The following is a 26,642-nucleotide window of genomic DNA, read 5'->3' as shown; positions in this document are numbered from 1 at the left end:
TGTGGCGAATCCTATGGCTTTAAAGCAGCAGGGCAAAGTGCTTTCTAGAATAAAAGTGGTAAATTGGTAGCACAATTAGCTAATGAAGAAAGTTTGTTAATTATTCATTCAGTGCATCAATCAAATTTGAAGATTTTTATAGCAAAACCATAAATCCACAATGAAAAATATTACAGTCAGAGCAGCACAAAAAGATGATATAGAAACGCTTCTAACATTTGAACAGGGGATTGTTGAAGCAGAGCGCCCGTTTGATAGTACCTTGAAAGAGGGTGAAATACACTATTATGATTTAATTCAATTAATTGAAAATCCTGAAGCAGAAGTAGTGGTAGCTGAAATTGATGGCGAACTTGTGGGTTCGGGATATGCTTTGATTAAAGAAGCAAAGTCCTACCTGAAACATACCCACTACGCTTATCTGGGGTTTATGTATGTAAAACCCCAACACAGAGGACAGGGTGTGAATAAGGCTATTCTGGAGGCACTCAAAGAATGGGCTATCAGTCGAAACATCAGGGAGATTCGATTAGAAGTATATGATGACAATACAATAGCAAAAAAAGCTTACGAAAAAGCCGGATTCAAAGGTAATCTGTTAGAAATGCGCATGGAATTAGAGTAATAATGATTTTCTGAAATATGCCTAACATGAAAACTGAGGAGAATTTTCTAGCAGTTGATAAACAAACTGCGGTGCACTATTTTTGGGGAGGTAAATGTGATAGCTGGGTGCTGGTTGATAGTGCTGGGTTGTCAGTCAAGCAGGAGTCTATGCCGGGTGGTACGAAAGAGAAGCGACATTTTCATACCCATGCGCAACAGTTTTTCTTTATTATGAAAGGTAAGGCTACCTTTTATCCTGAAAATGAAAAAATAATAGTAGGTGAGCAAAAAGGCTTGTTGATAAAACCCGGCACTAAGCATTATATCGCTAATGAAACCACCGAAGTATTAGAGTTTCTGGTAATTTCACAACCAACTACCAATCAAGACAGAATAACACTTGAATAAAACAAACCATGAACGATTATTCGAAAAAAGTAAGAAGAACGGATCGTCAAGAAACAGACCAGGAATTTCTGGTTGAATTATTGAATGAATCTGTTTCTTGTTCAATTGCCGTTGAGAAAGAGGGTTTCCCTATGATGCATGTGGCATTTTTTGTATATGATGAAGCAAATCAAGAAATTATCTTTCATTTTTCAAAACACGGCTACGCAGGACAAGAGATAATTGATGGCAGGAAAGTATGCGTTTCTATTTACAAATATGGTAAGTTATATACGTCAACTAAAGCTGTTGATTTTGGCTGTGAATATCAGAGCGTGATTATCTATGGCAAGATACGGATAGTGGTAGATGAAGCTGAACGGATGGAAGCAATGCAGGTATTCTTTGATAAGTTTTTTGCTCACATACCCAAAGATACTTATGAGCCAATGACCTCAGCGCAAACCAAGCCTATTTATGTGGCTAAAATCAAAATTGAAGATTGGTTTGCCAAACGGCATCTGGTTCCTGAGGCTGCCTTAGATGCTTTTTATTATCCCGCTCCGCCCATTATTTGACTTTAGTTGGGCTTTTAAAAGGTAAAGACGCAAAAATTGCGTCTTTACGAAATAAACAAACTTTTAAAACAAAACTACGGTAATTATATAAGAAAGATTTATATCAATTGTTTAAATGGCTAAAGCAATACTATCTTACTAGTATTGCTTTTTTATATAAAATTAGGTTAATAAAAGGGTAAACCGCTTATTCGCTATACCTCTTTTGTAAATATAAAGAAGTTAAAGCGGTTTAGTGAATTTTCTAAGAATTTTATTCGGAAAAATTATTAAGAGGTTTTGTGACAGGAAAATATTCTCCTCAATTAGTATATTAATTGAGAAAAAAGAGTTTATAAAATTAAGAGCAGTATATGCAAACAGAGGAAACAAATATGAATTATTACTGTCATGCACACATGCTAAAGTATATTCTAGTATATAGTCTTAAGGTAATACAGGACTATCAGCATTCCTTAAAGCCTTTACTAAGGCTTTTTCATCTATTTTAGATAAGTTTGATACCTTCTCCATAGCTTTTAGGTATTCATCATTTTCATTCATCCGCTCAAAGTCTCCGTTTACAAAATGGCCTTTGTTTTCTTTTTTCAAGACATTAATGATTGATTTAGGATTCATATTAACTACTCTCATTTTATTACCATGGAAGACCAGATAATAAATTTCTTTATTGCCGATTTCTCCATCATATTTCTGGCTACTACGACCATAACCACTACCGGCAATCGAATTATTGATTAATACAGGAATTAAACTCCGTTCATATCTTTTTAGAAGCTGTACTTGTCCGCCATATAGTTGTTCATAATAGCGGTCTTTAATATTTACAAATTCGTGTCCGGCAAGCGAGAAATTTATCTTTCGAAGTGGTGTGATTTTGTCTGCTAATTGTACCAGGAGCTCATCATTTGCCAGATTTAAAATAACGGGGGCAGTAATCGGAGCAGTTGAACTATCAACAGAAAAGGTAGTGGTCTGAAAAGTATCTATAAAAAACGGACTACCCAAATAAGAGATTGAACGAGGTGTACGACCGCCTGACCCTGAGTCACCTGTTGGGCTGCTTACCTCAACAGTTGTTACTTTTTTCCCATCAATTATTTCTATTTTAGGCATCTGTGAGCTTAAAAGAATATTGAGACTCTGGGCATGAATGCCTGAATATACCATAAAGGCAAGGAGCAAAACTATTGTCTTTTTCATACGTTTTTTAGTTTTATTGTTTTAACCACTCCATTGCTTTTTCAGTATGATTTGTTTGATACTTTCTATGTAATGTATAACTTTTTTACTATACATTTTTCTGGTTCCATATTCAATAGATATGTGTTAAGGTAGGCTTGAATCTATGGATTAGTAGCGGGTTCAGTATTTTTCTGAAAAGCGCTATGAGTAATCGAAATAGTTGTGAGCAATAAAAGTTATAGAAATCGTTTCATGCAAAAAGGTCTTTAAAGTCTCAGCTCAGAAATTCTCAGAGGGTATTTAAAGACCTAATGCATAAACGTATATATAGGTTGTATGCGATGAAAAACTTTTTTACTACGGTGCCCTTTCTCAGTTTTTAAAACGTTTCTCCAATCAATTCATGATTCACAAATGCTCCGGTAGCAGAGCCTGATGCCACTGCCATAGCCACCGAGCGCATAGGGTTTGAGTTATCGCCACAGGCAAAGACTCCTGCAATAGTAGTTTTCTGAAAGCTGTCAACACGTATCAATCCATGTTCGGTCAATTCACAACCTAATGCTTGAAGAATATCCGAATGTTGCACAAATACGGGTCTATAGTAAACCGCATTGAGCGCAATGGCGGGGCCATCTTTTAAGACAATCTTTTCAATATATCCATCTGTATGAACTAATGCATCTATATCAGTTTCAACTACAGTTATATTGTACTTTTTAAGTTTGTTACTTTGTTCTTCGGTCAAAGTAGACTTACCATTAGTAAAGAGCATAAGGTCTTTTGTCCACTGGTGAATTAACTGCGCATAGTGCATAGCGGCATCACCATTGGCGATAATGCCCGTTTTTTGACCCTTTATTTCGTATCCATGACAATACGGACAATGTACTGCCGAAATCCCCCAGCATTCGGTAAAGCCCTCTATGTCAGGCATTATATCTTTTATACCGGTAGCAAATACTAATTTTTTGGCTTGGAAGACTTCTCCGTTTTGTATCTCAACCAGGAAGCCTTTTTTTGTTTTTGATGCATTTATAGCTAATCCCTGATAAAATTCTACCGTAGTATAATGAGCTATTTGAGCTAAGGCGATATTGGTTATTTCTTTGGGTTTTTTCCCGTCTTGTGTAAGGAAATTATGTGAATGAGGTGTTTGTCTATTGCACGGTAAACCACTGTCGATTACTAAAACTTTTCTTAGGGCACGTCCTAAACTCATAGCCGCTGAAAGTCCTGCATAGCTTCCGCCTATGATGATTACTTCAAATTCCTGACCATTTGCCATCTGATAAATGCGTTTAAATTGTTGAACTGTTATCTGACAAAGGTAAGAATAATTTTATAAATGCAACAATGTTGCAAAAAATAAATCAAAATTATTAAATAAAGTAGGAGGTATGAGAGGAGCATTTATTATTAGTATGGATACTTAAAAATAACCTCATTTGTTGATTTATTTTTAAATTGCTATCAGATATTAACCTATATATACCATGAGTATTATTGACAAATTGGCTACTTCATTGAATAGAAGAGACGAAGTGCCAAATCAGGAATTAGCAAAAGAACTCGTTGAAACTGAGAACAAAGAGGCGGTAGCTGAATTGATTCAGAATCTTTCGAACAAAAACAAAGATATCCAGAGCGATTGCATCAAGGTACTCTACGAAATTGGCGAAGCAAAACCACAATTAATAGCTCCTTATGCCAGCAACTTTGTCGAATTATTAGATAGCAGGAACAATCGGTTGCAATGGGGTGCTATGACAGCCCTCAATACCATTGCCTCAGCAAGCCCTGCCACTGTATTTGGTGCAGTGGCTAAACTGGCAGCAGTAGCCGATAAAGGCTCGGTCATCACCAGAGATAATTATGTAAGTATTCTGACTAAATTATGTTCTGTTGCTGATTACAGTAATGATGCTTTTGATCTGCTTCATGAGCAGTTTTTAATTAGCCCAACCAACCAATTACCCATGTATGCCGAAAATGCAGCGGGGGTTATTGATGAAGCCCACAAAAATGTTTTCATCAAAACACTTATAGCCAGACTCTCTGAATTTGATAAAGAAAGTAAGCGCAAACGTGTAGAAAAAGTATTGAAGAAGCTTCAAGGTAAATAATAGCAAGGGTCTGGCACAGTATTTTAATATTGGTTTGCAACAAACAAATCATAAAATCCATGTACAGACTTTTGATTTATCTCACATTGCTATTACCTGCCACTACTTTCGCACAACGCGTGGCCAATTTTTCCTACAAAAACTTCAATGCCAAAGACTTTGAAGCCTATGGCTTCTGGGTAAATGCCAATCAGGTGGGTGATATTAACTATTCTTATAAAACACCCGAGGGCGATATTAAGAGCATGAAACTCCAATATGAAGGAGTGGATATGATGAATGGTGAAAAAGCATTCAAAGTACTTTTTCCAAATAATCTGCGCTTGTATGTAATTCCGAAAAAGAATAATACTTTAAAAATTGCTAGCCTTGACGGCAAATACTCAAAGACCTTTCGTTGGTTATACGAAGGCCCGGTTGAGGGTAGAGGTACATTTTGCGAAGCCTGTGCTGAAAACGCTGCGGAAGCTACTAAGTTATTGACAACGTATTATCTGAAGTAATATAATTTTAGTTGAGCTTAAATACGCAGGCAGCCAATCTGCCTGCGTATTTTTTATAATCACCATTTACTTCCTCAAACCCGCCATTCAAGAACTAAACCCTGCCATTCAAGCATTTATAGTTGGGTACACACAGAATTTCAATGAACTTTGTGGCATCAAAAGCAGAAAAAACAGCCAATAACGCCATGAAAACTTTTTATAACAATCCACTAAAGAAATTTCTTAACTACCCAATTGCCTGTATCATATTCTTATTTGGCGTTGTGGATTTAAGAAAGTTGTTGAAAAATCTATAATATGGATTGATTAGCTATTACTTAAAAAATTAAACATTTGCCATGAAAAAGCTATAATAACTGCTGTATTTTTATAACTGTTTGTAAATATTGAATATTTTAAATATGTAAAAATTTCCGAATATTTAAACTTTACAAAAATTTCAAAATATTCTGAAATTTCAATATTTTTTGTTCTGTTATTTTATTTCTCTCCATTAATAACCGTGCCACGCCCTTTCTCGAACGAGTAGAGGCGTGGCACGGTAGTCTTTGCGCTTAAGCTCCCCTTCAGGGGCGGGGGGCTGTGCTCTAGTCTGTTAACCCCGTAGTATTCGCAGGCTTCTCAAAAGTCCACTCCGTACGAATTAACTTCTTCTGAGCCGGATAAACCTCATCTAAAGTATTCGCATCGTACACCCGACCATTCTTCACAACCATTTTCAACGTATTCGAGTTACGGATATTCTCCAGCGGATTTTTATCCATAATCAACAAATCAGCCAGTTTACCTTTTTCGATACTGCCCAAATCCTGGTCTAATCCTAGTGCTTTAGCACCAAGAATAGTAGCTACTTTCAAGGCGTCATGATTTTTCATACCACCACTTTGCATCGACCATAATTCCCAGTGATACCCTAATCCCTGGAACTCACCATGACTACCGATACCAGCCAAAGACCCGCTTTCCACCATCGATTTCATCGATTTCGCATGTTTCTGGAATACGTGCTCTTCCGGCAAGAACCAAGTACTTACCCGACGAGTCTTTTCTGCCAGTTCATCATAAGGCATAAAATTCTGCATCTTCTTATCATGGTACGGATTCTCAGTCTCAAAATAATAGATTTCAGCAAAAGGCCCACCGTACGAAACCAATAGGGTGGGAGTCACCGCCATTTGTGAGTAAGCGATACTTTTCACCACATCGTTATACAACGGGTATACCGGAATGGCGTGCTCATGACCCGGATACCCATCTATAAGGTTCGTCATGTTCAGCTTATAGTTCAACCCTCCCTCAGTCGTAGGCATCAATTTCTGGTCTCTCGCAGCCTTGATAATCCACTGGCGACTCTGACGATTTCCGGTCAGATACATCTTGATATACTTCGAGTTATAGTACTTGCTATACTGTTTCAAAGCATTAATAGCCCCTGTAGAATCTTTAATATTATAGGCCCAGAAACCTACGCCCGGCCCTGTTGAATAGATTCTTGGTCCGGCAATTTTACCTGCCTCAACCATATCACCATACGTAAATACGTCGGTCGTAGCCGTTTGCGGGTCACGTGTTGTCGTTACGCCATAAGCTAAATTAGCGGCATACACCCAAACCTGATTCTTCTGGATACCCCACTGCGGCCACATATGCGCATGCGTATCCACAAAGCCCGGTATCACCGTCTTCCCTTTTACATCTATTACCTTGGCCTTGCCCGTCCCTTTGAGCGTTCCGCTTTTACCAATCTCCTTGATACGGTTGTTTTCAATCAGAATATCACCGTTTTCTATCACTTCATTGCCTTTCATCGTAATCACGCGAGCGCCTTTCAATAGCACCGCTCCCGTTGGCATATCTCTGCTGAAATAGATTTTTATCTCCGTTTCCTCCGGTTTATACTTTGGCTCTTCTTTTTTCGCCGCTGCTTTCTTCGCATCTTTCACTTTCACGCTATCGGTTTTAATCTTGATGGTATCCGATTTCGCCTTGTTCAACGAATCTGCCTTACGTTTTTCTTCGGCCTTTTTCGCCACTTTCACGCTATCATCAAAATTCTTTGCTCTTTCCAGATCATATACAATATGATAACGTCCCAGCGACCAATGCACTTTCTTCGAATCGCTCGACCACGACGGAAACTCTCCGCCCAACTCAGTCAGCTTTTTAGCCGGAAACTGGGCTGAACCTACGTCTGCTACCGAGATATTCACCGTTTTACCAGTTTTTGGTACATTCAGTGTATAAATCTCATTATTAATCTGCGCCAATGCCTGGTCGCCATCCGGGGCCATGATAATCTGCGAAGCCGGCGACGGACGATTCACCTCCATAGCCTGTGCCGCTTTTTCTGAGAGCATACAGTTATGTGCAAAATCTTCGCCTTCAATACTCATCCCATAAGTGGTGATACCCGTCACTTTCACATGCGTTTTCTCATCCGTCCCATCCCATTTGATAGATTGCAGGTCACCATCACTACCGCTTAAATAAATACGGTCAGCCTGGCTACTCACAAAGTGCGGGGTAGTGCGGTTACGGGCTTTGTCTATCACCGTAACAGCACCACCATTGGCATCTATCCAGCAAATATCGTCTTCCGAACCATTAGCTACAGGCCCGATAGAAGATTTAAAGGCTTGCAGACGTGTACGGATAAACACAATGCGGTCGTTTTTAGGCGTCCACACAGGTTGGCCGTATAAAGCAGAACTTTGAGTAAGTTTTTGCAGATTAGGTGTACCCTCTGCATTTACTTTATATAAATTTCCACCCTCAGGTGTCCAGGTCGTAAACACCAGATTTTTACCATCGGTCGACCATGCCGGTTGAGCTTCGGTGAAATCGTTTGTCGTAATCAGACGAGGCGTGCCATTCGGATAATCTGCTATATACAGGCGATTCAAGGCTGTAAAGGCTAATTTCTTGCCATCTGGCGAAGCAATCGCATCGCGAATCTGCGTAATCAGGGCATGGCTGGTATCCGATACCGGATATTTAAACTCCAGTTGAGGCCCCATTTCTATTTCCATATCTACATTAAACGGAATGGCCACAGGCTTCTCACCATTCACGCCGATTTTGTAAATCTTACCACCATAAGAAGCCAACACGGCCTGATTATCAGGCGTAAACGACATACCCGGCAAAACCCCCATCGTAGCAATAGACTCCTGCTCATCCCGTTGAATAGGGTAGGCCAGCCATTTTTCATCGCCATTTTCTAAATTGCGAAGCACCAATCCAGTTTTATCTTCATAGCGGGAGCCATATACCAGCCATTTACCATCGCCCGAAAGCGTAGGCGTAAAGGCCGAACCATATCTTGAGGTAATGGTAGTACGTTTGGCATTATCACGGTCGTAGATACCAATCTGGTATTGTGGCATCATAGCATTGTAGTTCCAGGCGCCACTGCGTTGCGAGAAATACACATAGCGGCCATCATGACCAACAGCAGCATCAATCGTTTTCAGGTTCGTAGGTGCGTCAATCAATTGTACCCCTCCACCACCGTCGTGGTGCACCATCCACAATTGCACGTTCATACGGCCTTTTGAGTACACAATATATTTGCCGTCGGGTGTCCAGTCGGCAGAGGTAAAATTCTGGTCGCGGTCTTTCGTTACCTGCACCGTATCTTTTTTCTCAAAGTCAATGTACCAGACATTATCTGAGCCTGTGCGGTCAGAGATAAACAGGAGCTTTTTACCGTCCGGACTATAGCGCGGATGCGTATCAAAAGCCATCCCTTTGGTTACATTGGTAGCCTTACCACCTGCAAACGGAATGGTGAATAAATCGCCCATCATATCAAACACAATCGTTTTGCTATCCGGGCTCACATCGACCGATAACCACGTGCCCTCGGTTGTGTTGGTGCGCAGCGTGCGCGAGGCTTTCAGCGGTAAATCTTTATAACGTATATACTTGGTCGTATCTTTGGCCGCTTTGGTAGTATCCTGCAGCGAAAGAAAAAGTCGCGAAAAGCTGCGACCCTTGGAAGCAAAGACGCCTGCCACCACGCAGCACCCAATGCCAATACTCAGTAAAGCTGTTTTCAAGGTAAATTCAGGTTTCATGTAAAAGAAGTTTTTATAGAAGTGTTTTTCGGTAAAAATATTAAAATTTCTGAGTATTTGAGTGCGGTGGTGGTAAATAAACATAGAAATGGTTTGAGGTTTTTAAATGACAGCTACCGTATTCTTTCAATATTGACAGCCATGTCTTATATTGTTTTCTTTCATAATCCCGGGTTGTTACTTTTTTTACCTGAAAAAAAGTAACTCGGACTGGGCGTCCAAAAAAGCAGGAGTCATTTAAACTCGTACGATTAAAAATCTGAACTACCTTTTCTCCATACATTATTTTAACCTAGATTTTTAATCGTAGACTGGCCGTCCGCCTCAACAGGAAATGACTGTATAATGTTGCCATTTTTAGTAGTTATTTTTAAGGTTGCTGTAATCGTTGCGCCCATCATCAGGCAGCTCAAATATCTTGACGTAAGACATCTTTTCACCTTTCGTCGTATGGTCAATCTCCTGTTTATCCCGCCAGAGCTTCGGCTGACGGTTCTTTAACCAGAATATCTGTGCCCTCACGTCTGGTATTACTTCCCTGGTTGTCACCCTGATTTTCTGCAAACCCTCCCTTTCCTCATTCAAAAAGGTTCCTACCGTATTGGTCACCTTTTCCGGTTCCGTTTGGGTGGTCGTTGCACTGCTTTTCTGCAAACCTTTCCTTTCCTCATCCAAAAAGGTTTCCACCGTATGGGTCACCTTTTCTGGTTCCGTCTGAGTGGTCGATGTACTGATTTTCTGCAAACCGTCGCTGTCGGCATTCACAAAGGTTTTCACCATATTTATCACCTTTTCCAGTTCCTCTTGAATGGTTGTTAAACTGCTTTTCTGCACACTATTGTTGTTCTCATTCAAATAGGTTCCTACCGTATTGGTAACCTTTTCCAGTTCTCCTTGAATGGTCGCTAAACTGCTTTTTTGCGAACCATTACTGTCGGCATGCAGAAAGGTTCTCACTGTATGGTTAACCTTTTCAGGCTCCTCTTGATTGTCTGCTACCCTGACAAACTCCGAAACTACCTGCTCGTAAGTATACCCAACCGCCCTTCTGAACAGACTTCTGGCTACCTGCATATCGGCCAGTTCTTTCCCATTCCTGACAGACTCCTGAAAACCCGGATACTTCTTCATCCATTTTTTAATAGTCGTATCAGACACCCCAAAAAATTCGGCCAACGTCTCATTCGTAGCCCCTAACAGGCAATAATTATAGGCTTGCTCGTCATACTCAGGCTTATAGTCGGTGATACCCCTGCCACCTGCATTCATTTTCTCTTTTTCCATTTTCTTAATTGTTGTGTAGATTGTAATCCAGTAAATTTCTGGCTTTGGATTCTGTTTTCAAAGGGTTTGGGGAGGTTTTTGGTAGAATCAGACTGTTGAGGAGGAGAGTATGAAATAGTATTTTCGCCAATTCTGGTAGAGACGTATTGCAATACGTCTCCAAGGGACCATAAATAAGGGGAATTGTTATTGGGGATAATCTTTCGAAAGGATGTATGCTTCTTAATAAGTAATGTTCGTGATACTTTCAATAGTAAATCTTTGTAACGTATATATTGTGTCGTATTTTGGTTTATTTGATAATATCTCGCAGGGCAGGCAATACTAGAAATAGATAAATGAGAAATAATGTAATTAAAAAGTACGGAACTTTGCTATTATTATTTTGATGCCTTTAAATAAATGCTAGAATAACTGCCTTTTTTATTAATATTTTTTGTATTCTTGTAACTATTCCATGAAAACGACTGATAAAATAGCTTTTGTAAGAGTATTTCTCTCACAAAAGTAAAAGAGAGTATATAACCTATTTTATTTTTTAACCTAAAACAACCAAATGCTATGGACTTTAAAGACCAGATTAAACAATTCAGTGAAAGAGTTACTAAATTGAAAGACAACATTCATACAGAAGAAGCTACAAAAAATGCATTTATTATGCCTTTTCTTCAAGTGTTAGGCTATGATGTATTTAACCCTCTAGAAGTAGTACCGGAATTTATATGCGATATTGGGACAAAAAAGGGCGAGAAAATTGATTATGCAATCTTTAGAGATAGCGACCCAATTATATTAGTTGAATGCAAGCATTGGAAGCAAAACCTAAGTATCCATGATGGACAATTACTGCGATACTTCCATGTATCTAAAGCCAAATTTGCGATATTAACTAATGGATTAATTTTCAGGTTTTACACGGATTTAGTAGAACCTAATAAAATGGATGAAAAGCCATTTTTGGAGTTTAATATCGAAGAAATTAAAGATGGACAAATCGAAAAATTAAGAGATTTTCATAAAGCTTATTTTGATAGTAATAATATCTATCAGTCTGCAAGCGAGCTTAAATATATTAATGAAATCAGACAATTAGTATTGCAAGAGTTACAAGAACCTAACGATGAGTTTGTAAGATATTTTGCCAAACAAGTTTACCCTAATATGGTAACTGCAAAGGTATTAGAGGGATTTAGACCATTAGTAAAGCGTACTTTTGCCAATGTTATTAATGATACATTAAACGATAGACTAAAATCAGCTATTACTCCTGATAATGCCTCTATTGTAGTAGAAGAACCTGTGCAGCAAATCTCTATTCCAACCGAACCTGAAGATAAAGTTGTTACTACGGCTGAAGAACTGGAAGCCTTTTATATTGTAAGGTCGATATTAAGAACTACTGTCCCAGTTAACAGGATAACATATCGCGATGCACAATCATATTTTGCTGTCTTTTTAGACGATAATAACAGAAAGCCTATCTGTAGATTATACTTAAATAATCCTAATAAAAAGTATATAGCTACCTTTGATGCAGATAAAAAGGAATTAAAGGCTGAACTTAAAACACTTGACGATATATATAGTCAATCAAGTGAGTTAGAGAAAACAGTAGGGTATTATTTATAAAGTTATTTAGAATAAATTAAATGCGGGTTTATTTCTTTGGATTTTAATATACAGTTTAAAGAATTAAGCCCGTTATTATTAGAAAGTAATATAAAATATTAGTAAGCGTTTGTAATGCTCAACCTCCTCACCCAAATAAAAAACTGCAAAACATGCGAACAGCACCTGGTGAGCGGAGTAAACCCGGTAGTAGCAGCAAGTAAAGAGAGCAAAATCATAATAGTAGGCCAGGCCCCGGGTAGAATCGTGCATCACCCTTAAACTTTATTCTTCCATTGTTTTTGTTTTCGGTATAAAATTTAATTTCCTTTGTTCTTATTAAATTCAAGAAGATTTTTAACAATACCCATTTAACCAAAACACATGTTAAACTTTATTTTATCACTGCTTTTTTTTATTGCTGTTCCTTCAGAACCACAAAACGATTGGCAGAAATCTAACTTAAGAGGAAAACCTGAAAAGGTTATTACTATTAAGGATAACTCTTTACCGGTAACAGAGATTTATAATAAATCGGGCCTCATTATTCATAAAGAAAATGAATGTATATGCGGATGCCCACAAGAAAAAGGATGTACCGTGGACTATGTTTATTCTAACGACAATAAGCTGATAGAGAGCACAATTACCATTAAAAATAGAGTAATTGAAAAAATTGCTTATTCTTACAAACCGAACGGTGAAGTAGTACGGAATTACCTGGTAGGAGAAGAAATGAGTGATGAAATAACTCCCGGCGGTTTTGGTCTTGTAGAAACTAAATTAAAATATGATAAGTATAAAAATGTAAAGGAAGAGGTTAACACCAACAAAAATACATCATTGAAAGAAATAATAAAGTATGATTATATTTACGATAAACAAGGTAACTGGATTGTAAAAGAAGCATCAAAAAAAGACTTTACAGAAAACGACTTTCATAAAGTAGGCATGACTAAAAGAGAGATTACATACTTCTGATTTTAGCATTAATAGATATAATCAATTATCCTTTATAGTGCCTATCTTTATAGTTTATGCAAACTCTCCTCTCCCAAATAAAAAACTGCAAAACATGCGAACAACATCTGGTAGGAGGGGTCAATCCGGTAGTAGCAGCAAGTACAAACAGTAAAATCATAATAGTAGGCCAGGCACCAGGTAGAATCGTGCACAACTCCGGCATCCCGTGGAATGACAAAAGCGGAGACAACCTCCGCGCATGGCTAAACGTAGATAAAGAAACCTTCTATAATACAAACCTCTTTGCCGTAATACCGATGGGCTTCTGCTACCCCGGCACAGGCAAAAGCGGAGACCTACCCCCTCGTCCCGAATGCGCCCCACTATGGCACCGCCAGTTATTGGATAAAATGCCAAACGTAGAACTCATGCTATTGGTAGGCCAATATGCTCAGAACTACTACTTAGGCACAAGAGTCAAAAACACCCTCACCGAAACCGTCCGCCATTATCAGGAGTATCTGCCTGAGTTTTTTCCTTTGCCGCACCCCTCACCGAGAAACAATATCTGGCAGGCTAAAAATGAATGGTTTAGTAGAGAAGTGTTGCCGGAGTTGAAAATAGTGGTCCAAGGTATATTATAATAGAATAGTTATAACACTAATAATATTCAACTCCAAAAATCATCTCAGAATTATTACTTTTAAACCTAAATTCACGCTTTATAGAATAGCTCTACTCATTATATTTAAGATTTATTTTGACTTATTATTTTATACGTAAGTAATATAATAATGTGTTATAGCTGCCGCCATAATAGTTTCTTCAGAATTATAAACTTGTTTTATCTGATAAGAAAATGCGCCAACAGGCTTATTAATATTTTCAAGCGCATACATTCTATTTTGGCATTAACTTTAATTCTTATGACTAATAAATAACTCAAACACTTACTAAATTACTTACGGTGAACATCTGCAAAACTATTAAACCCAAATTTGTATTAAAAATCTATCTGGCAGGATAATACCGGTACTAATCCGCCTGATTTTCTTTGAAGCAGGAGAGATTTGGTTGCCAGATTGAAATCAACTTTGGAGTAGTTCTGATGGTTTGTCAGGTTTTGAACATCAACCGATATGATGGATGCGAGTTTTCTTTTATTGATACGGTAAGAGATTCTGCCATCCATTCTATAATAAGTTGGCGCCTTTAAAGTATTTGTCAGGGGGATAATTGGTATATAAGTATAGTATTTCGCAGAGGCTTCTACATCTGCTGGTGAATACCGGAATCCGCCACTTACCATGGCTCTCACTCCGATTTGTAGTACATTTTTATTCTTAAAGTTGAATTCTCTGCCAAAGGTCATATTGGTACTATATCCATTACTAAAATCAGAAATATAATTTATCGCATCTAAAGTTTTGTAGGAGGCATCGAAAAGCGAAGCATTTGCTCTGAAATAGTACTTTTTTGAAAACTTCTTTTCAACAGATACATCAATACCATAATTCTTTCCGCTGCCCTTTGCCACAAGGGTATTATCAGGATAGCCATCTGCCATATTTAAAAACCAGAAGTTACTATTCGGATACGGTAAAACCAATACGCGTCTTAACAATTGCATATATAGTTCAGTTGCCAGTTTCCAGTCATTTTTTGTGATAAATCTATATCCTAAAACGAAATGATGAGACTTTGGGAAATCGACATTTCTATTGGGGTATACATCCACAGTTTTGCCATCAATCTCCTGTTTTTGCGTAATGAAATAGCTGCTCATGGGTAAAAGCTGGCTATGTAGACCATAAGCAAAACTCAATGTGCCTGATTGATTGAGTGTATATTTTGCCGAAAATCTTGGTTCAAAAGAAATGTTTTTATTCAGCGCAAAATACATGAGATGAAAACCCGTATTGACAGTAAGTTTCGGAGTAAATTTGTGCACCATTTGTGCATATAGCTGCGAGTATTGGGTATTGCCCATGCCGTCAGTCATGATTTGTCGCCTGTCGGCAAATTGCTGCGGGTTGGTGTATAAGTACCTTGGTTGAACCTCTTTTAAGAACCTGAAGTTCAGAAAATTATTCATTGAACCAATTTTTACAAATGTTTTTGGCGTTAACTGGTTTTGATAGTGCACTGAAACCACCAGTCGTTTGTCGATATATTTTTCGTTGTCGAATCTGAATTTTTCGTTAATTAAGCCTAATGAATCACTTGTGAGATGTATATTACTTTCAACCAAAGCCATACCCAACTTGATAGATGCGTGTGAATTGATAGTCCGGGTATGATTTACACCGATGATGCCGACATCTGATATTCTCCAGCGGTCTTCAAAATCATCCCAAACGCCCAATTGCCTTTTAGCCGGGTCTTCTACCGGGAAATTATTTTCTGAACTCATTCCCCCGACAGCATAGATATTTGTTCGTTTGCGATAGTCTTTTGAGTTAAAAACAATATTGAAAGATAAATCCTGAAAAATTGAGATGCTTCGTTCATCACCCAAAAACAATTTCATCTGGTTAAGTAAACCAAGCGTAGAGTAGCGGTAATTGAACACATAACTCGAAAACCCTTTTTTAATAGGACCTTCAGTACTAAAATCTATTCCTAAAAAACTTATTTTTGCTTTATAATGCTGTTTATATTGATTCCCCTGCCTTAAACGGATATCAAAAGCTCCGGCAAGCGCATTGCCATATTCGGCGGGCATGCCGCCCACAAAAAAATCAGAACGACTGATGAGTGCCGCGCTGAATACAGTTACGCCACCTGAAGATGCTCCGTGCTTTGTAAAATGATTAGGGCTTGGAATATCTACCCCTTCAATCCGCCAGAGTATTCCCATCGGAGAATTTCCTCTTATGACGAGTTGGTTATCGCTGTCTTTTCTTCCGCCCTGTACGGCCATAAAAGATAAAGCCATACGGGCCGGGTCATTGACAGCGGCAGGTGTACGCTCGGTTTCTTCGGCGGTAAAAGACCTCGCACTAACATAGGCCAGGTTATTGAAGGGGTCGGTGGAGGTTGATTTAGCAGTTATGGTAACTTCATTGAGAAGAATTGTATTTTTTTTTAAGGGTATTTCGAGATTTACTTCTTTTGTAGAACTCAGAATAAAGGCTTCGGTATAAAAGGTTTCGTAGCCGATATGTGTAACTTTTACTATTTTTCGTCCGATTGCTATGTTATTTAATACAAATCTCCCTAAAGAATCGGATTGTGTCATGATACCATCAGTTTCAATACTGACAGATGGGAGAGGAGCTTTGCTTATATTATCAAAAATTATTCCGTGAATGTTCTGGGTTTGGGAGAAACCTTGCACAGCTAAAAACAGCAATAAAATAAAGGCAGTAATTTTCACAAATGATGATGGGTTTATCTTTCGTAAAATAAACTAAATGGTTTGAAAACACCAGCAGTTTCGAGCGATTTCAATAATAAAAAATCCCGGCTTATAAAAGTTATGTAACTCATCATTAATTTTGAATCAATGTACATTCGTTTTCCTTTCTTGTTATGCCATGATAGTTATCGATGATTGTGTACTATCTTAAAAAGGTAATGGCCTGAGAAATCGTCTGTAATAATCTACGTCTATTTCTGTTATATCATTTTTAGCGTAAGATGATTTATAATTTGCTTTGCCTACTTCAATGGCTTTAAAAAATTGTTTCAGGTATGCATCGTCTTTTGCTTTTGCTGTTTTTGCTACCGCTATAAATTCAGAATCAGAAAGGAGCGTTGTTTCTAAGTAGATAAGATTGTTTGAATCGGGAGATGTCTTAAACCCTAAAAAGCAGTGATTGCTTGTTAGAACCAAAGTAGTTGCAATGCCCGTTGCCCTTAAAATGGAAGCAAAAACTATTGTACCATCTACACAATTTGCTTGATTTGTTTTTAGAGAATTATCAAAAGTTCGTACATTCTGGCTATAAATATTATTATCTACTGTAGAAGTAGTAGTTATGCTACTATATTGGATGCCCCTATCGTGCAAAACTTTCCAAATGGCAGCTACTAATACCAGTGTTTTAGTATCAACATCTTTTTTCCCCTGATAGGCAGCTATTGAGCTAATAAACTTAGTAGCTAACGCTTCTTTTAATATCTTATCTATCTCGGGGTGTTGTTCCTGAATAAATGCACTAAAGAGGAAATCAAATTTCTTATCCTGATATTGAAAAATACAATCATTGATACTTCTCATAAATAATGGCACAGCTTTTTCAACTTTATTGCCATTGTCATCATAAAGCCGATAAATTATGTTTATTGGGGTACTGGATGTCTGTTTTGATAAAGTAGAAAAATTCCAGGGTATATTGGGCATAAAGTATAATTCCTGGTTTGCATTTTCAAACATAAAATCGCCAGTTACTTTATCGAAATATTTCTTGTCAACGCTTTCAATTTCCCATTTTAATGGAATATAAGAATTACTACTATTGAATCTGAATCCTAACGCACTGCTTTTTACCGAGTTCATGAATGGCTCATTAACATCACCTTTATAGTTTGCCATACTTATGATCATGGCAGGGAATAATTGACCATCAAATTGTGCAACAGGCTCCCATACAAAATTGGTAAAGTTACCCTTTTTGAACTTTGGTTTGGTTAGCTGGTTGTTAGCTACTAATGCTTTATCATTGCCTTTTACTACTTTTACCGACTTGTTAAATTCAGCTGTAGTTCTTTTAGTTTCTTTAATCAATCCATCAACTTCTCTGAAAAGCCGGGCTCCTGTGTTTACAACCCGGGAAAGTTCATTTAGCCGTCTATCGAGTTGGGCTGTACAGTTTATAGAATTAAAAATAAATACGAATAGCATAAGAATGCTATAACTATTGGCGATGTTTATTCTTAAGATTTTCATTTTTTTATTTCTACTTCCTTAAGATATCTATTTTCATTGCCTGAAATTCATCCTCGCTTAAAATTCCTTTTTGCCTCAATTCGTCTAATTGGATGAGTTTTTCAGATGTATTTGAGGGCTGTAATTTAATCTTGCTTTCTTTTAAATTTGCTAGCTTAGATTGTTTGTTTGCATGAATTAATGCCACGATAGAGAAGGCCAGCAAATATAATAAACCAAAATAGCCCCAACCTGCCAAAGTATCAATGTTAGCTTTTGAAGCGTCATAGTAAGAATCGTTCTGAACGGTAGATATTACTATAAAACAGAGCCCCATCCAGACTATACCAATAATAGACATTACTTTAAGTGTTTTCATATGTTTATAAGCTGATATTATCTCTAAAAAACAAATCCTATTCTTATTCCGGAAACTAAGACAGGCTTGATCTCGAAGCTTGAGCCTTCGGATTTACTTTCGATAGATTCAGTCTGTCCGTTTTGAGTCTGAGTTAATTTACTTTTCCCCGAAAAACTTTTTAATATACTTAAACCGGCCTCAACCCCTAAATAGACATTTTTAACGAAATAATAGTCTGCTCCTACTACTGCTCTGAGTCCTAAATCTATGCGGTTGGTTTTGGTATACTTGTAGGTAAAGTTGGCTATGTATCTTTTACCATTTGTATCGTCTCCTTTCTCTGTCGTTGTACCTAAACCTAATAATACATCGCCACCGAGGTAGGGAGACAGGCGGTCAGTACCTCTGAAATGTTCTTCATAGCCCAGATTAATGGTTACTGATTTTGCATTTTCAGTGTATACCCCTTTATTTTTAGATCCCAGACTTTCCCAAAAATTAGTTTTATCGGTTTTTGAAGAAATATTTATTCCCAAACGCACAGCCGTTTGATTGCTCAGAAAATATCTTCCTCTTAAAAGGGTACTTTCTGAAAGATTTATACCCATATCCATAAGTCCTCCTGTCAACCCCAGTTCTAAGGTGTAAAATCCGGCCTGGGATTTATACTCACCAGATTCCTGGGCATAGGCTAAACAAGTGGTTATCAGGCAAATGGTAGTAAAAATTATTTTTCTCATAAATAGTGTTTATTATTAAAGAGGCTAAAATCCGGCTTTATGTCTTATTTATAACGTTGGTTTGGCTTTCCAGATACTATAGTTTTTTGCTGCGTTGGAAGAGAAGTAAAGCATCCCATCAGGACCCCAAGCCGGGTCTGCTTCGTCGGTTTCGCCTTGTGTAATTTGCTTGATATTAGTGCCATCTGCTTTCATGACATATACGTGGTGTCGGGCATATTTGGGGTTTTCTCTATTACTCACAAAAGCGATGTAGCGGCCATCTCGTGTAAATGCAGCATCTTTGTTATTGTATTCGCCAGTGGTTAATTGGGATTTCTGACCGGTTTTTAAGTTCAGTGTGAAAATCTGTACGGTTTTGTTTACGATGAGGTTATAAAAAATGACGTTCTCATCGTTTGGTAGAAACTGCGGTTTATGTCCCTCGGTAATAACGGTGAAGTTTCCGCCTTTTGAGTCCATGGTGCATATCATTCTTATACCTCCAACCAATGTACTGAATACAATTTTGCTTCCTCCTTTAGATATGATAGGTTGCGAATCATCGTCTCCCATTTCGCCCTGAGAAATATAATTAATACCCACCCCCTGAGGCGAAGCAAAAGCTATTACTGGTTTGGCAGGTAATACATACGTAAACAATATATTGCCATTAGGCATTTCGGTGGCATAGGCGGCATTATCCTTGAGTGGATTGGTAATAGGCACACCTATTTCTTTTCTGACAATTTTAGTCTTTTTATTGGTTTTAACTCTAGGGTCGAATAGGCCTCCGCTATTCAAAAAACTAACAGTAGTTGTACTTTCCACCGCATTATAATAGATATACTTACCGTCATTGCTTATACGTGCATAAAATTCATTAGCCGGTTCGTTGGTCTCTCTGGTTAGTCCTTCTGCGTTTCCTGTAGTACCGGGAGCCGATGGAAAAACTGACGCCTGTGGTTTTGCTGGTTTATTTTGAGAAGAATTACGCCGGCAACCCTGAACCGTCAACAGCAGAATAATGGCAGCCAAAAAAAGTGTTTTGTTCATAAACCGATAGGAGTTAATATTTACTTTTGTTTAATATCGAATTTCATTAATCAAATCTATTTTAAAATACAGTCACAGATTTTTCGGTACACACGAAACATCAGAATTTCTTCATGAAAATGGTTTTATTCTTCACGGGATTTTTTTGAAAAAATAAATATTCAGACTTTTATTTTCTTTCTTCTGATTAAGCCTATTTTTGATAATAGTTTTGCTCGTTTTGATCATTTTTTCTGCTATCATAGGTCAACATTGAAAAAGACAGTATTCCAGTTCTCTCTTTTTATTGTAGTTATTATTCAGACCAGTTTTTCGCAAAATCCATTACCGGACGACAGGGATGCGTATGCAAAATCTGTATTGAAAGAAGGGTTAGCAAATAATGACTCGGTAAAAATAGCCGAAGGCTACTACCTGCTTGCCAAGCGAAACGACAACAATTATCCTGAAGCAACGCGGCTGTTTAATCTTTCTTTAAACATCAATAAAAAACTGAAAGACTATTACAAAGTAGGTAGAATATATCTGAGATTATCGGAGTTTGAGTTGCAACAAGGCTATTTTGAAAAAGGAAAAGCTTTTCTGGATACTGCTATGGCTATTTTTAAGAAGTATAAGCTTGCCGAAGGGATAAAATCTGCCCGTGTCACTTATTCGTATTATTATAATGCTGTAGGAGATATAGAATCTCCGAGAATGCTGGGTACAAAGAGAGAAGACTCTTTAAGTATAGCTGATGCTAGTAGTTTACATGCTAATCGTGAAGCAAGTAAGCTGAATTTTGCCGAAGCTTACCGTTTATTTTATTTGTCGTTGAAAATCTACCAAAGGTATCATGAACATTTGAAAACTGGCAGGATATATCTGAGCCTTTCTTACCTGGAAGCGGAACAAAATAATTTTGAAAAAAGTAAAGCTTTTCTGAATGAGGCTATCAGTATTTTTAAGAAATACAATTTACCAACCGGAATGGCATCTGCCTACGGTACGGCAAGTGAAATGTACAGGATCCGGGTTTTTACTGAAAATCCTTCTACTAAGGCAAGTTTTGACAGTGCTTTATATTACTCCAGAATATTAGAAAAGAAGGCAATAGCAGATAAAGATGAAAAGGCCCTGGCAAATGTATATCTTATAATGGGGAATTTATATAATTTTAAAAAAGATAAAAGAGCCATTTCATATATTGAATCTGCATTAAAAATAAAGAAAAAAGAGAGACCAGATGGTCCGTTGATTCATTATCAGACTAATCTGGCAAGTGCCTACCTTATTTCCGGGAATAAGCCCAAAGCTAAAGAAGTATTGGCAGAGTCGCAGAAGATCATTGAAAGTAAAAAATATCCTATTGACACAGGGGCTATAGCCAATCATGATAATATTTATGCACAATATTATGTAGCCGTGGGTGACTGGAAAAATGCTTATGACAAAAGGGAAAGTGGAATCAGGTATCAACAGCGTTTTGCAGCCATTGATAGACAAGGGAATGTAAGCAGATGGGAGGTTCAGATGGAAACAGACAAAAAAGATCTGGAGATAAAACTTCAGAAATCAGAAAATGAAAACAAACAAAAATTAATCAGTCAGCAAAGGTATATTATTGGTCTGGTAACTTTATTTTTCACCATCCTGACCCTATTGAGTTATTTCCTCTACAAAAACTATAAAAAACAAAAACTATTAAGCCAGCGAAACGCTGTATTGATTCAGGAACAAAATCACCGGGTAAAAAATAATCTACAGGTAATTTCGAGTTTGTTGAATCTTCAGGCAAAATATCTGGAAGATACGCAATCAAAAACAGTATTTAATGAAAGCCAGACAAGGTTAGAATCGATTGTATTATTGCACCGGCAATTATATGAAAACGATAACGTGGAGTCGATAAATATTGAGGAGTTGTTACAGGATATCGCCAACTCGGTTGCCCTGACTTTTGGATTTGACCATATTGAAACAAATCTGTTGATGGAAATAAAATGGATAAAAACAGACGTTGCCATTGCCATAGGACTGATTATGAATGAATTGATCATCAACTCATTCAAATATGCTTTTGCTGATAAAGAGCCCAGAATTGAAATTTTGTCTAAACAAAATAATCAACAGATAGAAATTACGTATAAAGACTTTGGGTCTAAAAACCTTGAACAAACGATTAAAGGCCAGACCAACAAATCTTTTGGGCTAAAGTTGATAAATATGCTGTTATTTCAGATTAATGGCACTTCTACCTACAATTATTTAAATGGTTCGGCATTTACCATTTCATTTTCAAATACATAATTCATGAATATACTTATTATAGAAGACGAGATAATCACAGCTACTGATCTTAAAGAAACGCTTGAAGAAAATGGACATTATGTACAGGATATTTGTAAATCCTACAATGAGGCTATTAATGCTATCAGAATAAAAGTGCCTGACTTGGCAATTGTGGATATTAAACTGCGAAATTCGACAACGGATGGTATCGCTATTGCAGAGGAATTAAACCGGGATTTTGATATTCCAATCATTTATCTGACGTCTCAGGCTGATAATGCCACCTTTGACAGAGCTAAGCTTACGCAACCTGCCGCCTATCTTCTGAAGCCATTCAGGCACAATGAACTGGTTTATCAGATAGAACTCGCTTACAACCATTTTCTTATTAACAAACCCGTTGTTACCAATCCTTCTAAGGCAGAAAGTGTGTTCTTCCCCTATCAGAAAGGACATCAGAAAATCAAAAAAAAGCAAATCCAGTTTATCAAAGCCGAAGGCCATTATGTAAATATTTATATCGAAAACGAAAAAAAACCTCTACTTTTTACGATGAATATCGGGTATATAGCGCAGTTCTTTACTACTTCTGATTTTTATAAACTTACGCGGTCTTATATTGTTAATCTTGAACAAATAGTGAGATTCGATGCTGAATTTATTTATTTTGAAAACTCACAGGAAAAAGTTTCTATACCACAAGGGCAAAGGCAAGACTTTTTAAAAAGAGTTGCTTTGATTAAAACGCCCTAAGAACTTATACTCTGCAAAAGCAGGATAGATTCAAATTCTGAGAATGTGTTAAAGACTCTTTCTATTTGCAAACGATTTTATAGCCCAGATCTGCCTTATTTTTCTAAGCTTGAGGTAGCATCATCCAGATTGTCCCGTTCTAAAATAGGTTGATAGATATTATAATAAAGTTATTAATCCAAAAGTATGTATTCATTAGTTTTTGAGAGCGTTATGTATGGTCAATTCCTATTGACGATTAACCGTATTAATTGAGAGGCGATTAAAAAATCGCCTCTCAATTAATTATCTATAAATTTATCAGAGCGGACTCTTTAAATAAGATTCGCAGAGTCTGCATAATATGTTCCAAAGGAATATATTTATTATCCTCCCAATTCTTAAGAGTAGATTCATCAACCCCAAGCAAATTACTAAACTTCTTTCTACTCAATCCTTTAGTATAGCGATAGGCTATAATTTTGCCTCCTAATGTGCTTGTATCAACGTCAAAAGCAAAAATGCCTAATACCTCAATAATTTTTGGATAGTTATGTACTTTGGGTTTTCCCCGGTTATATTCCCAATAGACTACAGCTTCCTTTGTTACATTTAATAATGTGGCAAGCTGGTCTAAAGTAAGCTGAAGTTCAATTCTTCTGTTTCTAATCTTGTCTCCAAGAGTTTCGGGAGCGTTCTTATAGCGTTTAATGGGTTTTCTAAGCGTATTTCGCAAATCGTTAAAAGGCAACGCACCCCTCACCGAGAAACAACATCTGGCAGGCCAAAAATGAATGGTTTGGCAGAGAGGTGCTGCCGGAGTTAAAAATTGTAGTCCAAAGTATAATAAGCAACTCCTAAAACTCTCGTAAGTATACGAACACTTATGCTACTGACTATAAAAAAAACACCTCCTTTCAACTCTAGTTGTCTATGTAATCAGAATTGTTTATTTTGAGCTTTTTTAAATAAATTGTTTGAAAACCTTTTAAGCGAATTTTAATACGAAGCTAATTACTTTCTAAGTTATTAATTTCACCTTGCAGAGATAAATAACCAATTACGCTCAAAATACATTGGAAAAAAAGAATATACTTGTCATTGAAGATGACCGTCGGATTTCGGACAATCTGGTAAAGGGCTTACAAAAAAATGGCTTTTTAACGGATGTAGCTTTTGATGGACATGTGGGTTTAAGAAAAGCACTTTCAGAGCCTTTTGATTTAGTTATTCTTGATATTAATTTACCTCTGATGAATGGGTTTGATGTATGTTTTGCTATCAGAGGTCAAAAGCCATCTTTACCCATATTAATGCTGACAGCTTTGGGTGAGATTGAAGATAAAGTAGAGGGATTGGACAACGGCGCCGACGATTATATAGTAAAACCGTTCGATTTCAGAGAATTATTTGCCCGTGTTAATGCCTTATTAAGACGTAACTCACAAGCACCTGTAAAAGCTATCAAAGAAGTTCTAAGGGTAGCTGACCTTGAAATCCATCTGGATAAAAAAGTAGCTGTGCGCTCAGGTAAAATGATTGACCTGACTGCCCGTGAATTTGCCTTATTAGAATACCTTATCAGAAATCGTGGACGAGTGCTTTCTAAAATGGATATAGCTGAAAATGTCTGGGATTTGAACTTTGATTCAAGCACTAATATCATTGAAGTATATATTAATTACCTACGCAAAAAAATTGACAAAGATTTTGACCCTAAACTAATTCACACCAAGTCAGGTCTGGGATATGTCCTTCGGGAAGAGTAAGCAAAGGGCTAAAAGCATTGAAAAACTAATTGTAAAACATCGTGTTTGTAGTGTACTTTATGGCAATCAATTTATTTGCTAATCCGCAATTCATAATTCGCCATTAAACCAATCTCTCAATCACTCAATAGACTTCCCCATGAAAATCAGATATAAGATTGTTTTGCAATTTTCTTTGATAGTGGCTTTTAATCTCCTGATTTTTTCCGGTTTTATCTATTATCGAGAGGATCAAAAGCGTCAGGAAACTTTTAGAGGCAGGTTAAGCAAAAGAGCCATTACTACTGCCAGACTATTATTTGATGTAAAAGGGTTTTCTCCTGAATTAATCCGAATCATGGATAAGACCTCTGTGAATCGTTTGGATGGTGAAGAAGTATATATTTTTAATACCAAAAACCAACTGGTTTTCTCGAATGCTGAAACAGTACCAAAAGACTTTAATGAAGCCTTACTCGACAAAATAAAGATGCAGAATATGGTCGAGTTTAAAATTAATAACCGTGAAAACCTTGGAATTTTATTTGATGGCAAATTTGACAATTTTATTGTTATTGAATCAGGCATTGATGTAGACGGAGAAAATAACCTGAAAAGTCTTCGCCAGACTTTACTAATAAGCTTTTTGCTAATTATTCTTGTGGTAATCATTAGCGGAATGTTCTTTGCCGGACAAGCTTTACAGCCTTTCATGGCAATCAATCAACAAATAGACCAGATAACTGCCCAGAATTTAAGAAAGCGTGTAAATGAAGGCAATAATAAAGACGAAATAGCCGAACTGGCTCATAATTTCAACCAGATGCTTAATAGGTTAGAATTAGGTTTTGAGCAACAACGTAGTTTCGTTTCCCACGCTTCGCATGAACTGCGTACACCTTTGGCAGGCATTAAATCAGAAGTGCAATTGGGACTGGAAGAAAAACTTAGTTCAGTTGAATATGAAAAAATCCTAAGAAATATTCTTGAAGACACCGATAAACTAATTTCATTGTCAAACAGTCTGCTGCAAATGGCTCGGCCAATTGATAATTTTAACCTTTCTAAAATTGAAAATATTCGTATTGAAGAACTGATACTTTCTCTACAAAAAGAATTGAAACATAGTAAACCGGATACCATTGTCAGAACTAACTTTGTGACTATTCCTTCTGACGAGCACTTTACCCTTATTAAAGGTAACGAATCTCTGCTCAAAAATGCCTTTTTGAATTTACTAGATAATGCCATTAAATACAGTAACCAACAACCTGTGGATGTGCTGATAGATTTTAACGAGAAAGATTGCATTGTTCAGATAGTAGATAAAGGTATCGGTATCCCGAAAGAGGATTTGCCAAATATCTTCGAACCCTTTTATCGGGGCGAAAATGCCTTTGAAATGCAAGGCTTCGGAATAGGCTTATCCATATGTCAGAAAATTATAGATCTGCACGGGGGGCATATTACCATCGACAGCCAACCTATGCAGGGTTCTACTTTTACAGTTTTTTTACCTCATCTCTCACTTTAAGAATTTTTTAATTTCCTACTAAGGAC

Annotated in this window: 22 protein-coding genes; 12 read left to right on the top strand and 10 right to left on the bottom strand. The window is 37.2% G+C overall.

The window, feature by feature from the left end; genetic code table 11:
- The first annotated feature begins 160 nt into the window (after positions 1-160).
- The 3 genes from D0T08_RS18480 to D0T08_RS18470 are packed head-to-tail and all read left to right on the top strand — an operon-like array spanning position 161 to position 1,571.
- A complete protein-coding gene (locus tag D0T08_RS18480; protein ID WP_116984161.1) occupies positions 161-625 on the top strand; it encodes a GNAT family N-acetyltransferase in 465 nt (154 codons plus the stop codon).
- A gap of 26 nt (positions 626-651) precedes the next feature.
- The gene (locus D0T08_RS18475; protein ID WP_116984160.1) at positions 652-1,014 is read left to right on the top strand and encodes a cupin domain-containing protein; all 363 of its coding nucleotides are present in this window, start codon (positions 652-654) and stop codon (positions 1,012-1,014) included.
- 8 nt (positions 1,015-1,022) lie between these two features.
- Positions 1,023-1,571 (top strand): pyridoxamine 5'-phosphate oxidase family protein, encoded by a 549-nt coding sequence (locus tag D0T08_RS18470; RefSeq protein WP_116984159.1) that lies wholly within the window; start codon positions 1,023-1,025, stop codon positions 1,569-1,571.
- Positions 1,572-1,997: 426 nt separating this feature from the next.
- Here D0T08_RS18470 and D0T08_RS18465 read toward each other — a convergent pair whose 3' ends face one another.
- Entirely contained in the window at positions 1,998-2,774 is a 777-nt protein-coding gene (locus D0T08_RS18465) for a hypothetical protein (RefSeq protein WP_147322811.1), read from the bottom strand.
- 361 nt (positions 2,775-3,135) lie between these two features.
- Positions 3,136-4,044, bottom strand: coding sequence for an NAD(P)/FAD-dependent oxidoreductase (locus tag D0T08_RS18460; protein WP_116984157.1), 909 nt, complete (start codon positions 4,042-4,044; stop codon positions 3,136-3,138).
- A gap of 208 nt (positions 4,045-4,252) precedes the next feature.
- On the opposite strand from D0T08_RS18460, the gene D0T08_RS18455 reads away from it, so the two are divergent.
- A complete protein-coding gene (locus tag D0T08_RS18455; RefSeq protein ID WP_116984156.1) occupies positions 4,253-4,882 on the top strand; it encodes a hypothetical protein in 630 nt (209 codons plus the stop codon).
- A 59-nt stretch (positions 4,883-4,941) separates the two neighbouring features.
- Positions 4,942-5,385 (top strand): hypothetical protein, encoded by a 444-nt coding sequence (locus tag D0T08_RS18450; protein ID WP_116984155.1) that lies wholly within the window; start codon positions 4,942-4,944, stop codon positions 5,383-5,385.
- A 590-nt stretch (positions 5,386-5,975) separates the two neighbouring features.
- Here the strand turns inward: D0T08_RS18450 and D0T08_RS18445 are convergent.
- Positions 5,976-9,467 (bottom strand): amidohydrolase family protein, encoded by a 3,492-nt coding sequence (locus D0T08_RS18445; protein WP_116984154.1) that lies wholly within the window; start codon positions 9,465-9,467, stop codon positions 5,976-5,978.
- Positions 9,468-9,824: 357 nt separating this feature from the next.
- Complete coding sequence (locus D0T08_RS18440) at positions 9,825-10,751, bottom strand: hypothetical protein (RefSeq protein ID WP_116984153.1); 927 nt, start codon at positions 10,749-10,751, stop codon at positions 9,825-9,827.
- 561 nt (positions 10,752-11,312) lie between these two features.
- Between D0T08_RS18440 and D0T08_RS18435 the strand changes: the two genes are divergently transcribed.
- The 3 genes from D0T08_RS18435 to D0T08_RS18425 all read left to right on the top strand — a co-directional run bounded on the left by D0T08_RS18435 (position 11,313) and on the right by D0T08_RS18425 (position 13,966).
- A complete protein-coding gene (locus D0T08_RS18435) occupies positions 11,313-12,380 on the top strand; it encodes a type I restriction endonuclease (RefSeq protein WP_116984152.1) in 1,068 nt (355 codons plus the stop codon).
- A gap of 363 nt (positions 12,381-12,743) precedes the next feature.
- Positions 12,744-13,340, top strand: coding sequence for a hypothetical protein (locus D0T08_RS18430; protein ID WP_116984151.1), 597 nt, complete (start codon positions 12,744-12,746; stop codon positions 13,338-13,340).
- A 56-nt stretch (positions 13,341-13,396) separates the two neighbouring features.
- Positions 13,397-13,966, top strand: coding sequence for a uracil-DNA glycosylase family protein (locus tag D0T08_RS18425; protein ID WP_116984150.1), 570 nt, complete (start codon positions 13,397-13,399; stop codon positions 13,964-13,966).
- A gap of 359 nt (positions 13,967-14,325) precedes the next feature.
- Here the strand turns inward: D0T08_RS18425 and D0T08_RS18420 are convergent, their stop codons facing one another.
- The 5 genes from D0T08_RS18420 to D0T08_RS18400 form a co-directional block, all read right to left on the bottom strand.
- Positions 14,326-16,701 (bottom strand): TonB-dependent receptor, encoded by a 2,376-nt coding sequence (locus D0T08_RS18420; protein WP_158561303.1) that lies wholly within the window; start codon positions 16,699-16,701, stop codon positions 14,326-14,328.
- A gap of 189 nt (positions 16,702-16,890) precedes the next feature.
- On the bottom strand, positions 16,891-18,216 hold the full coding sequence (locus D0T08_RS18415) for a hypothetical protein (protein WP_147322810.1): 1,326 nt from the start codon (positions 18,214-18,216) through the stop codon (positions 16,891-16,893).
- A gap of 10 nt (positions 18,217-18,226) precedes the next feature.
- On the bottom strand, positions 18,227-18,574 hold the full coding sequence (locus D0T08_RS18410; protein ID WP_116984147.1) for an SHOCT domain-containing protein: 348 nt from the start codon (positions 18,572-18,574) through the stop codon (positions 18,227-18,229).
- A 23-nt stretch (positions 18,575-18,597) separates the two neighbouring features.
- Positions 18,598-19,296 carry an outer membrane beta-barrel protein gene (locus D0T08_RS18405; protein WP_116984146.1) on the bottom strand — a complete coding sequence of 233 codons (699 nt, stop codon included), beginning with the start codon at positions 19,294-19,296 and terminating at the stop codon, positions 18,598-18,600.
- Between the two features lie 48 nt (positions 19,297-19,344).
- The gene (locus tag D0T08_RS18400) at positions 19,345-20,331 is read right to left on the bottom strand and encodes a DPP IV N-terminal domain-containing protein (protein ID WP_116984145.1); all 987 of its coding nucleotides are present in this window, start codon (positions 20,329-20,331) and stop codon (positions 19,345-19,347) included.
- 252 nt (positions 20,332-20,583) lie between these two features.
- Between D0T08_RS18400 and D0T08_RS18395 the strand changes: the two genes are divergently transcribed.
- Positions 20,584-22,620, top strand: a complete 2,037-nt coding sequence (locus D0T08_RS18395; RefSeq protein ID WP_116984144.1) for a histidine kinase dimerization/phosphoacceptor domain -containing protein — start codon at positions 20,584-20,586, stop codon at positions 22,618-22,620.
- A 3-nt stretch (positions 22,621-22,623) separates the two neighbouring features.
- Positions 22,624-23,355, top strand: coding sequence for a response regulator (locus D0T08_RS18390; protein ID WP_116984143.1), 732 nt, complete (start codon positions 22,624-22,626; stop codon positions 23,353-23,355).
- A gap of 289 nt (positions 23,356-23,644) precedes the next feature.
- Here D0T08_RS18390 and D0T08_RS18385 read toward each other — a convergent pair whose 3' ends face one another.
- Complete coding sequence (locus tag D0T08_RS18385; protein ID WP_158561302.1) at positions 23,645-24,070, bottom strand: helix-turn-helix transcriptional regulator; 426 nt, start codon at positions 24,068-24,070, stop codon at positions 23,645-23,647.
- Positions 24,071-24,410: 340 nt separating this feature from the next.
- Here D0T08_RS18385 and D0T08_RS18375 point away from each other — a divergent pair, with 340 nt between their 5' ends.
- Positions 24,411-25,103 carry a response regulator transcription factor gene (locus D0T08_RS18375; protein WP_116984141.1) on the top strand — a complete coding sequence of 231 codons (693 nt, stop codon included), beginning with the start codon at positions 24,411-24,413 and terminating at the stop codon, positions 25,101-25,103.
- A 139-nt stretch (positions 25,104-25,242) separates the two neighbouring features.
- A complete protein-coding gene (locus D0T08_RS18370) occupies positions 25,243-26,616 on the top strand; it encodes a HAMP domain-containing sensor histidine kinase (RefSeq protein ID WP_116984140.1) in 1,374 nt (457 codons plus the stop codon).
- Positions 26,617-26,642 lie beyond the last annotated feature (26 nt).

The organism is Emticicia sp. C21 (assembly GCF_003418935.1).
Taxonomy (GTDB): domain Bacteria; phylum Bacteroidota; class Bacteroidia; order Cytophagales; family Spirosomataceae; genus Emticicia.
This window is presented reverse-complemented; position numbering and strand designations above follow the sequence as displayed.

Bases quoted from the DNA above. Each gene is read 5' to 3' on its own strand.
- D0T08_RS18480 (WP_116984161.1), top strand. From the start codon at position 161: ATGAAAAATATTACAGTCAGAGCAGCACAAAAAGATGATATAGAAACG.
- D0T08_RS18435 (WP_116984152.1), top strand. From the start codon at position 11,313: ATGGACTTTAAAGACCAGATTAAACAATTCAGTGAAAGAGTTACTAAA.
- D0T08_RS18415 (WP_147322810.1), bottom strand. From the start codon at position 18,216: ATGAAAATCTTAAGAATAAACATCGCCAATAGTTATAGCATTCTTATG.
- D0T08_RS18400 (WP_116984145.1), bottom strand. From the start codon at position 20,331: ATGAACAAAACACTTTTTTTGGCTGCCATTATTCTGCTGTTGACGGTT.
- D0T08_RS18390 (WP_116984143.1), top strand. From the start codon at position 22,624: ATGAATATACTTATTATAGAAGACGAGATAATCACAGCTACTGATCTT.
- D0T08_RS18425 (WP_116984150.1), top strand. From the start codon at position 13,397: ATGCAAACTCTCCTCTCCCAAATAAAAAACTGCAAAACATGCGAACAA.
- D0T08_RS18465 (WP_147322811.1), bottom strand. From the start codon at position 2,774: ATGAAAAAGACAATAGTTTTGCTCCTTGCCTTTATGGTATATTCAGGC.
- D0T08_RS18460 (WP_116984157.1), bottom strand. From the start codon at position 4,044: ATGGCAAATGGTCAGGAATTTGAAGTAATCATCATAGGCGGAAGCTAT.
- D0T08_RS18470 (WP_116984159.1), top strand. From the start codon at position 1,023: ATGAACGATTATTCGAAAAAAGTAAGAAGAACGGATCGTCAAGAAACA.
- D0T08_RS18455 (WP_116984156.1), top strand. From the start codon at position 4,253: ATGAGTATTATTGACAAATTGGCTACTTCATTGAATAGAAGAGACGAA.
- D0T08_RS18410 (WP_116984147.1), bottom strand. From the start codon at position 18,574: ATGAAAACACTTAAAGTAATGTCTATTATTGGTATAGTCTGGATGGGG.
- D0T08_RS18450 (WP_116984155.1), top strand. From the start codon at position 4,942: ATGTACAGACTTTTGATTTATCTCACATTGCTATTACCTGCCACTACT.
- D0T08_RS18445 (WP_116984154.1), bottom strand. From the start codon at position 9,467: ATGAAACCTGAATTTACCTTGAAAACAGCTTTACTGAGTATTGGCATT.
- D0T08_RS18370 (WP_116984140.1), top strand. From the start codon at position 25,243: ATGAAAATCAGATATAAGATTGTTTTGCAATTTTCTTTGATAGTGGCT.
- D0T08_RS18405 (WP_116984146.1), bottom strand. From the start codon at position 19,296: ATGAGAAAAATAATTTTTACTACCATTTGCCTGATAACCACTTGTTTA.
- D0T08_RS18440 (WP_116984153.1), bottom strand. From the start codon at position 10,751: ATGGAAAAAGAGAAAATGAATGCAGGTGGCAGGGGTATCACCGACTAT.
- D0T08_RS18475 (WP_116984160.1), top strand. From the start codon at position 652: ATGAAAACTGAGGAGAATTTTCTAGCAGTTGATAAACAAACTGCGGTG.
- D0T08_RS18430 (WP_116984151.1), top strand. From the start codon at position 12,744: ATGTTAAACTTTATTTTATCACTGCTTTTTTTTATTGCTGTTCCTTCA.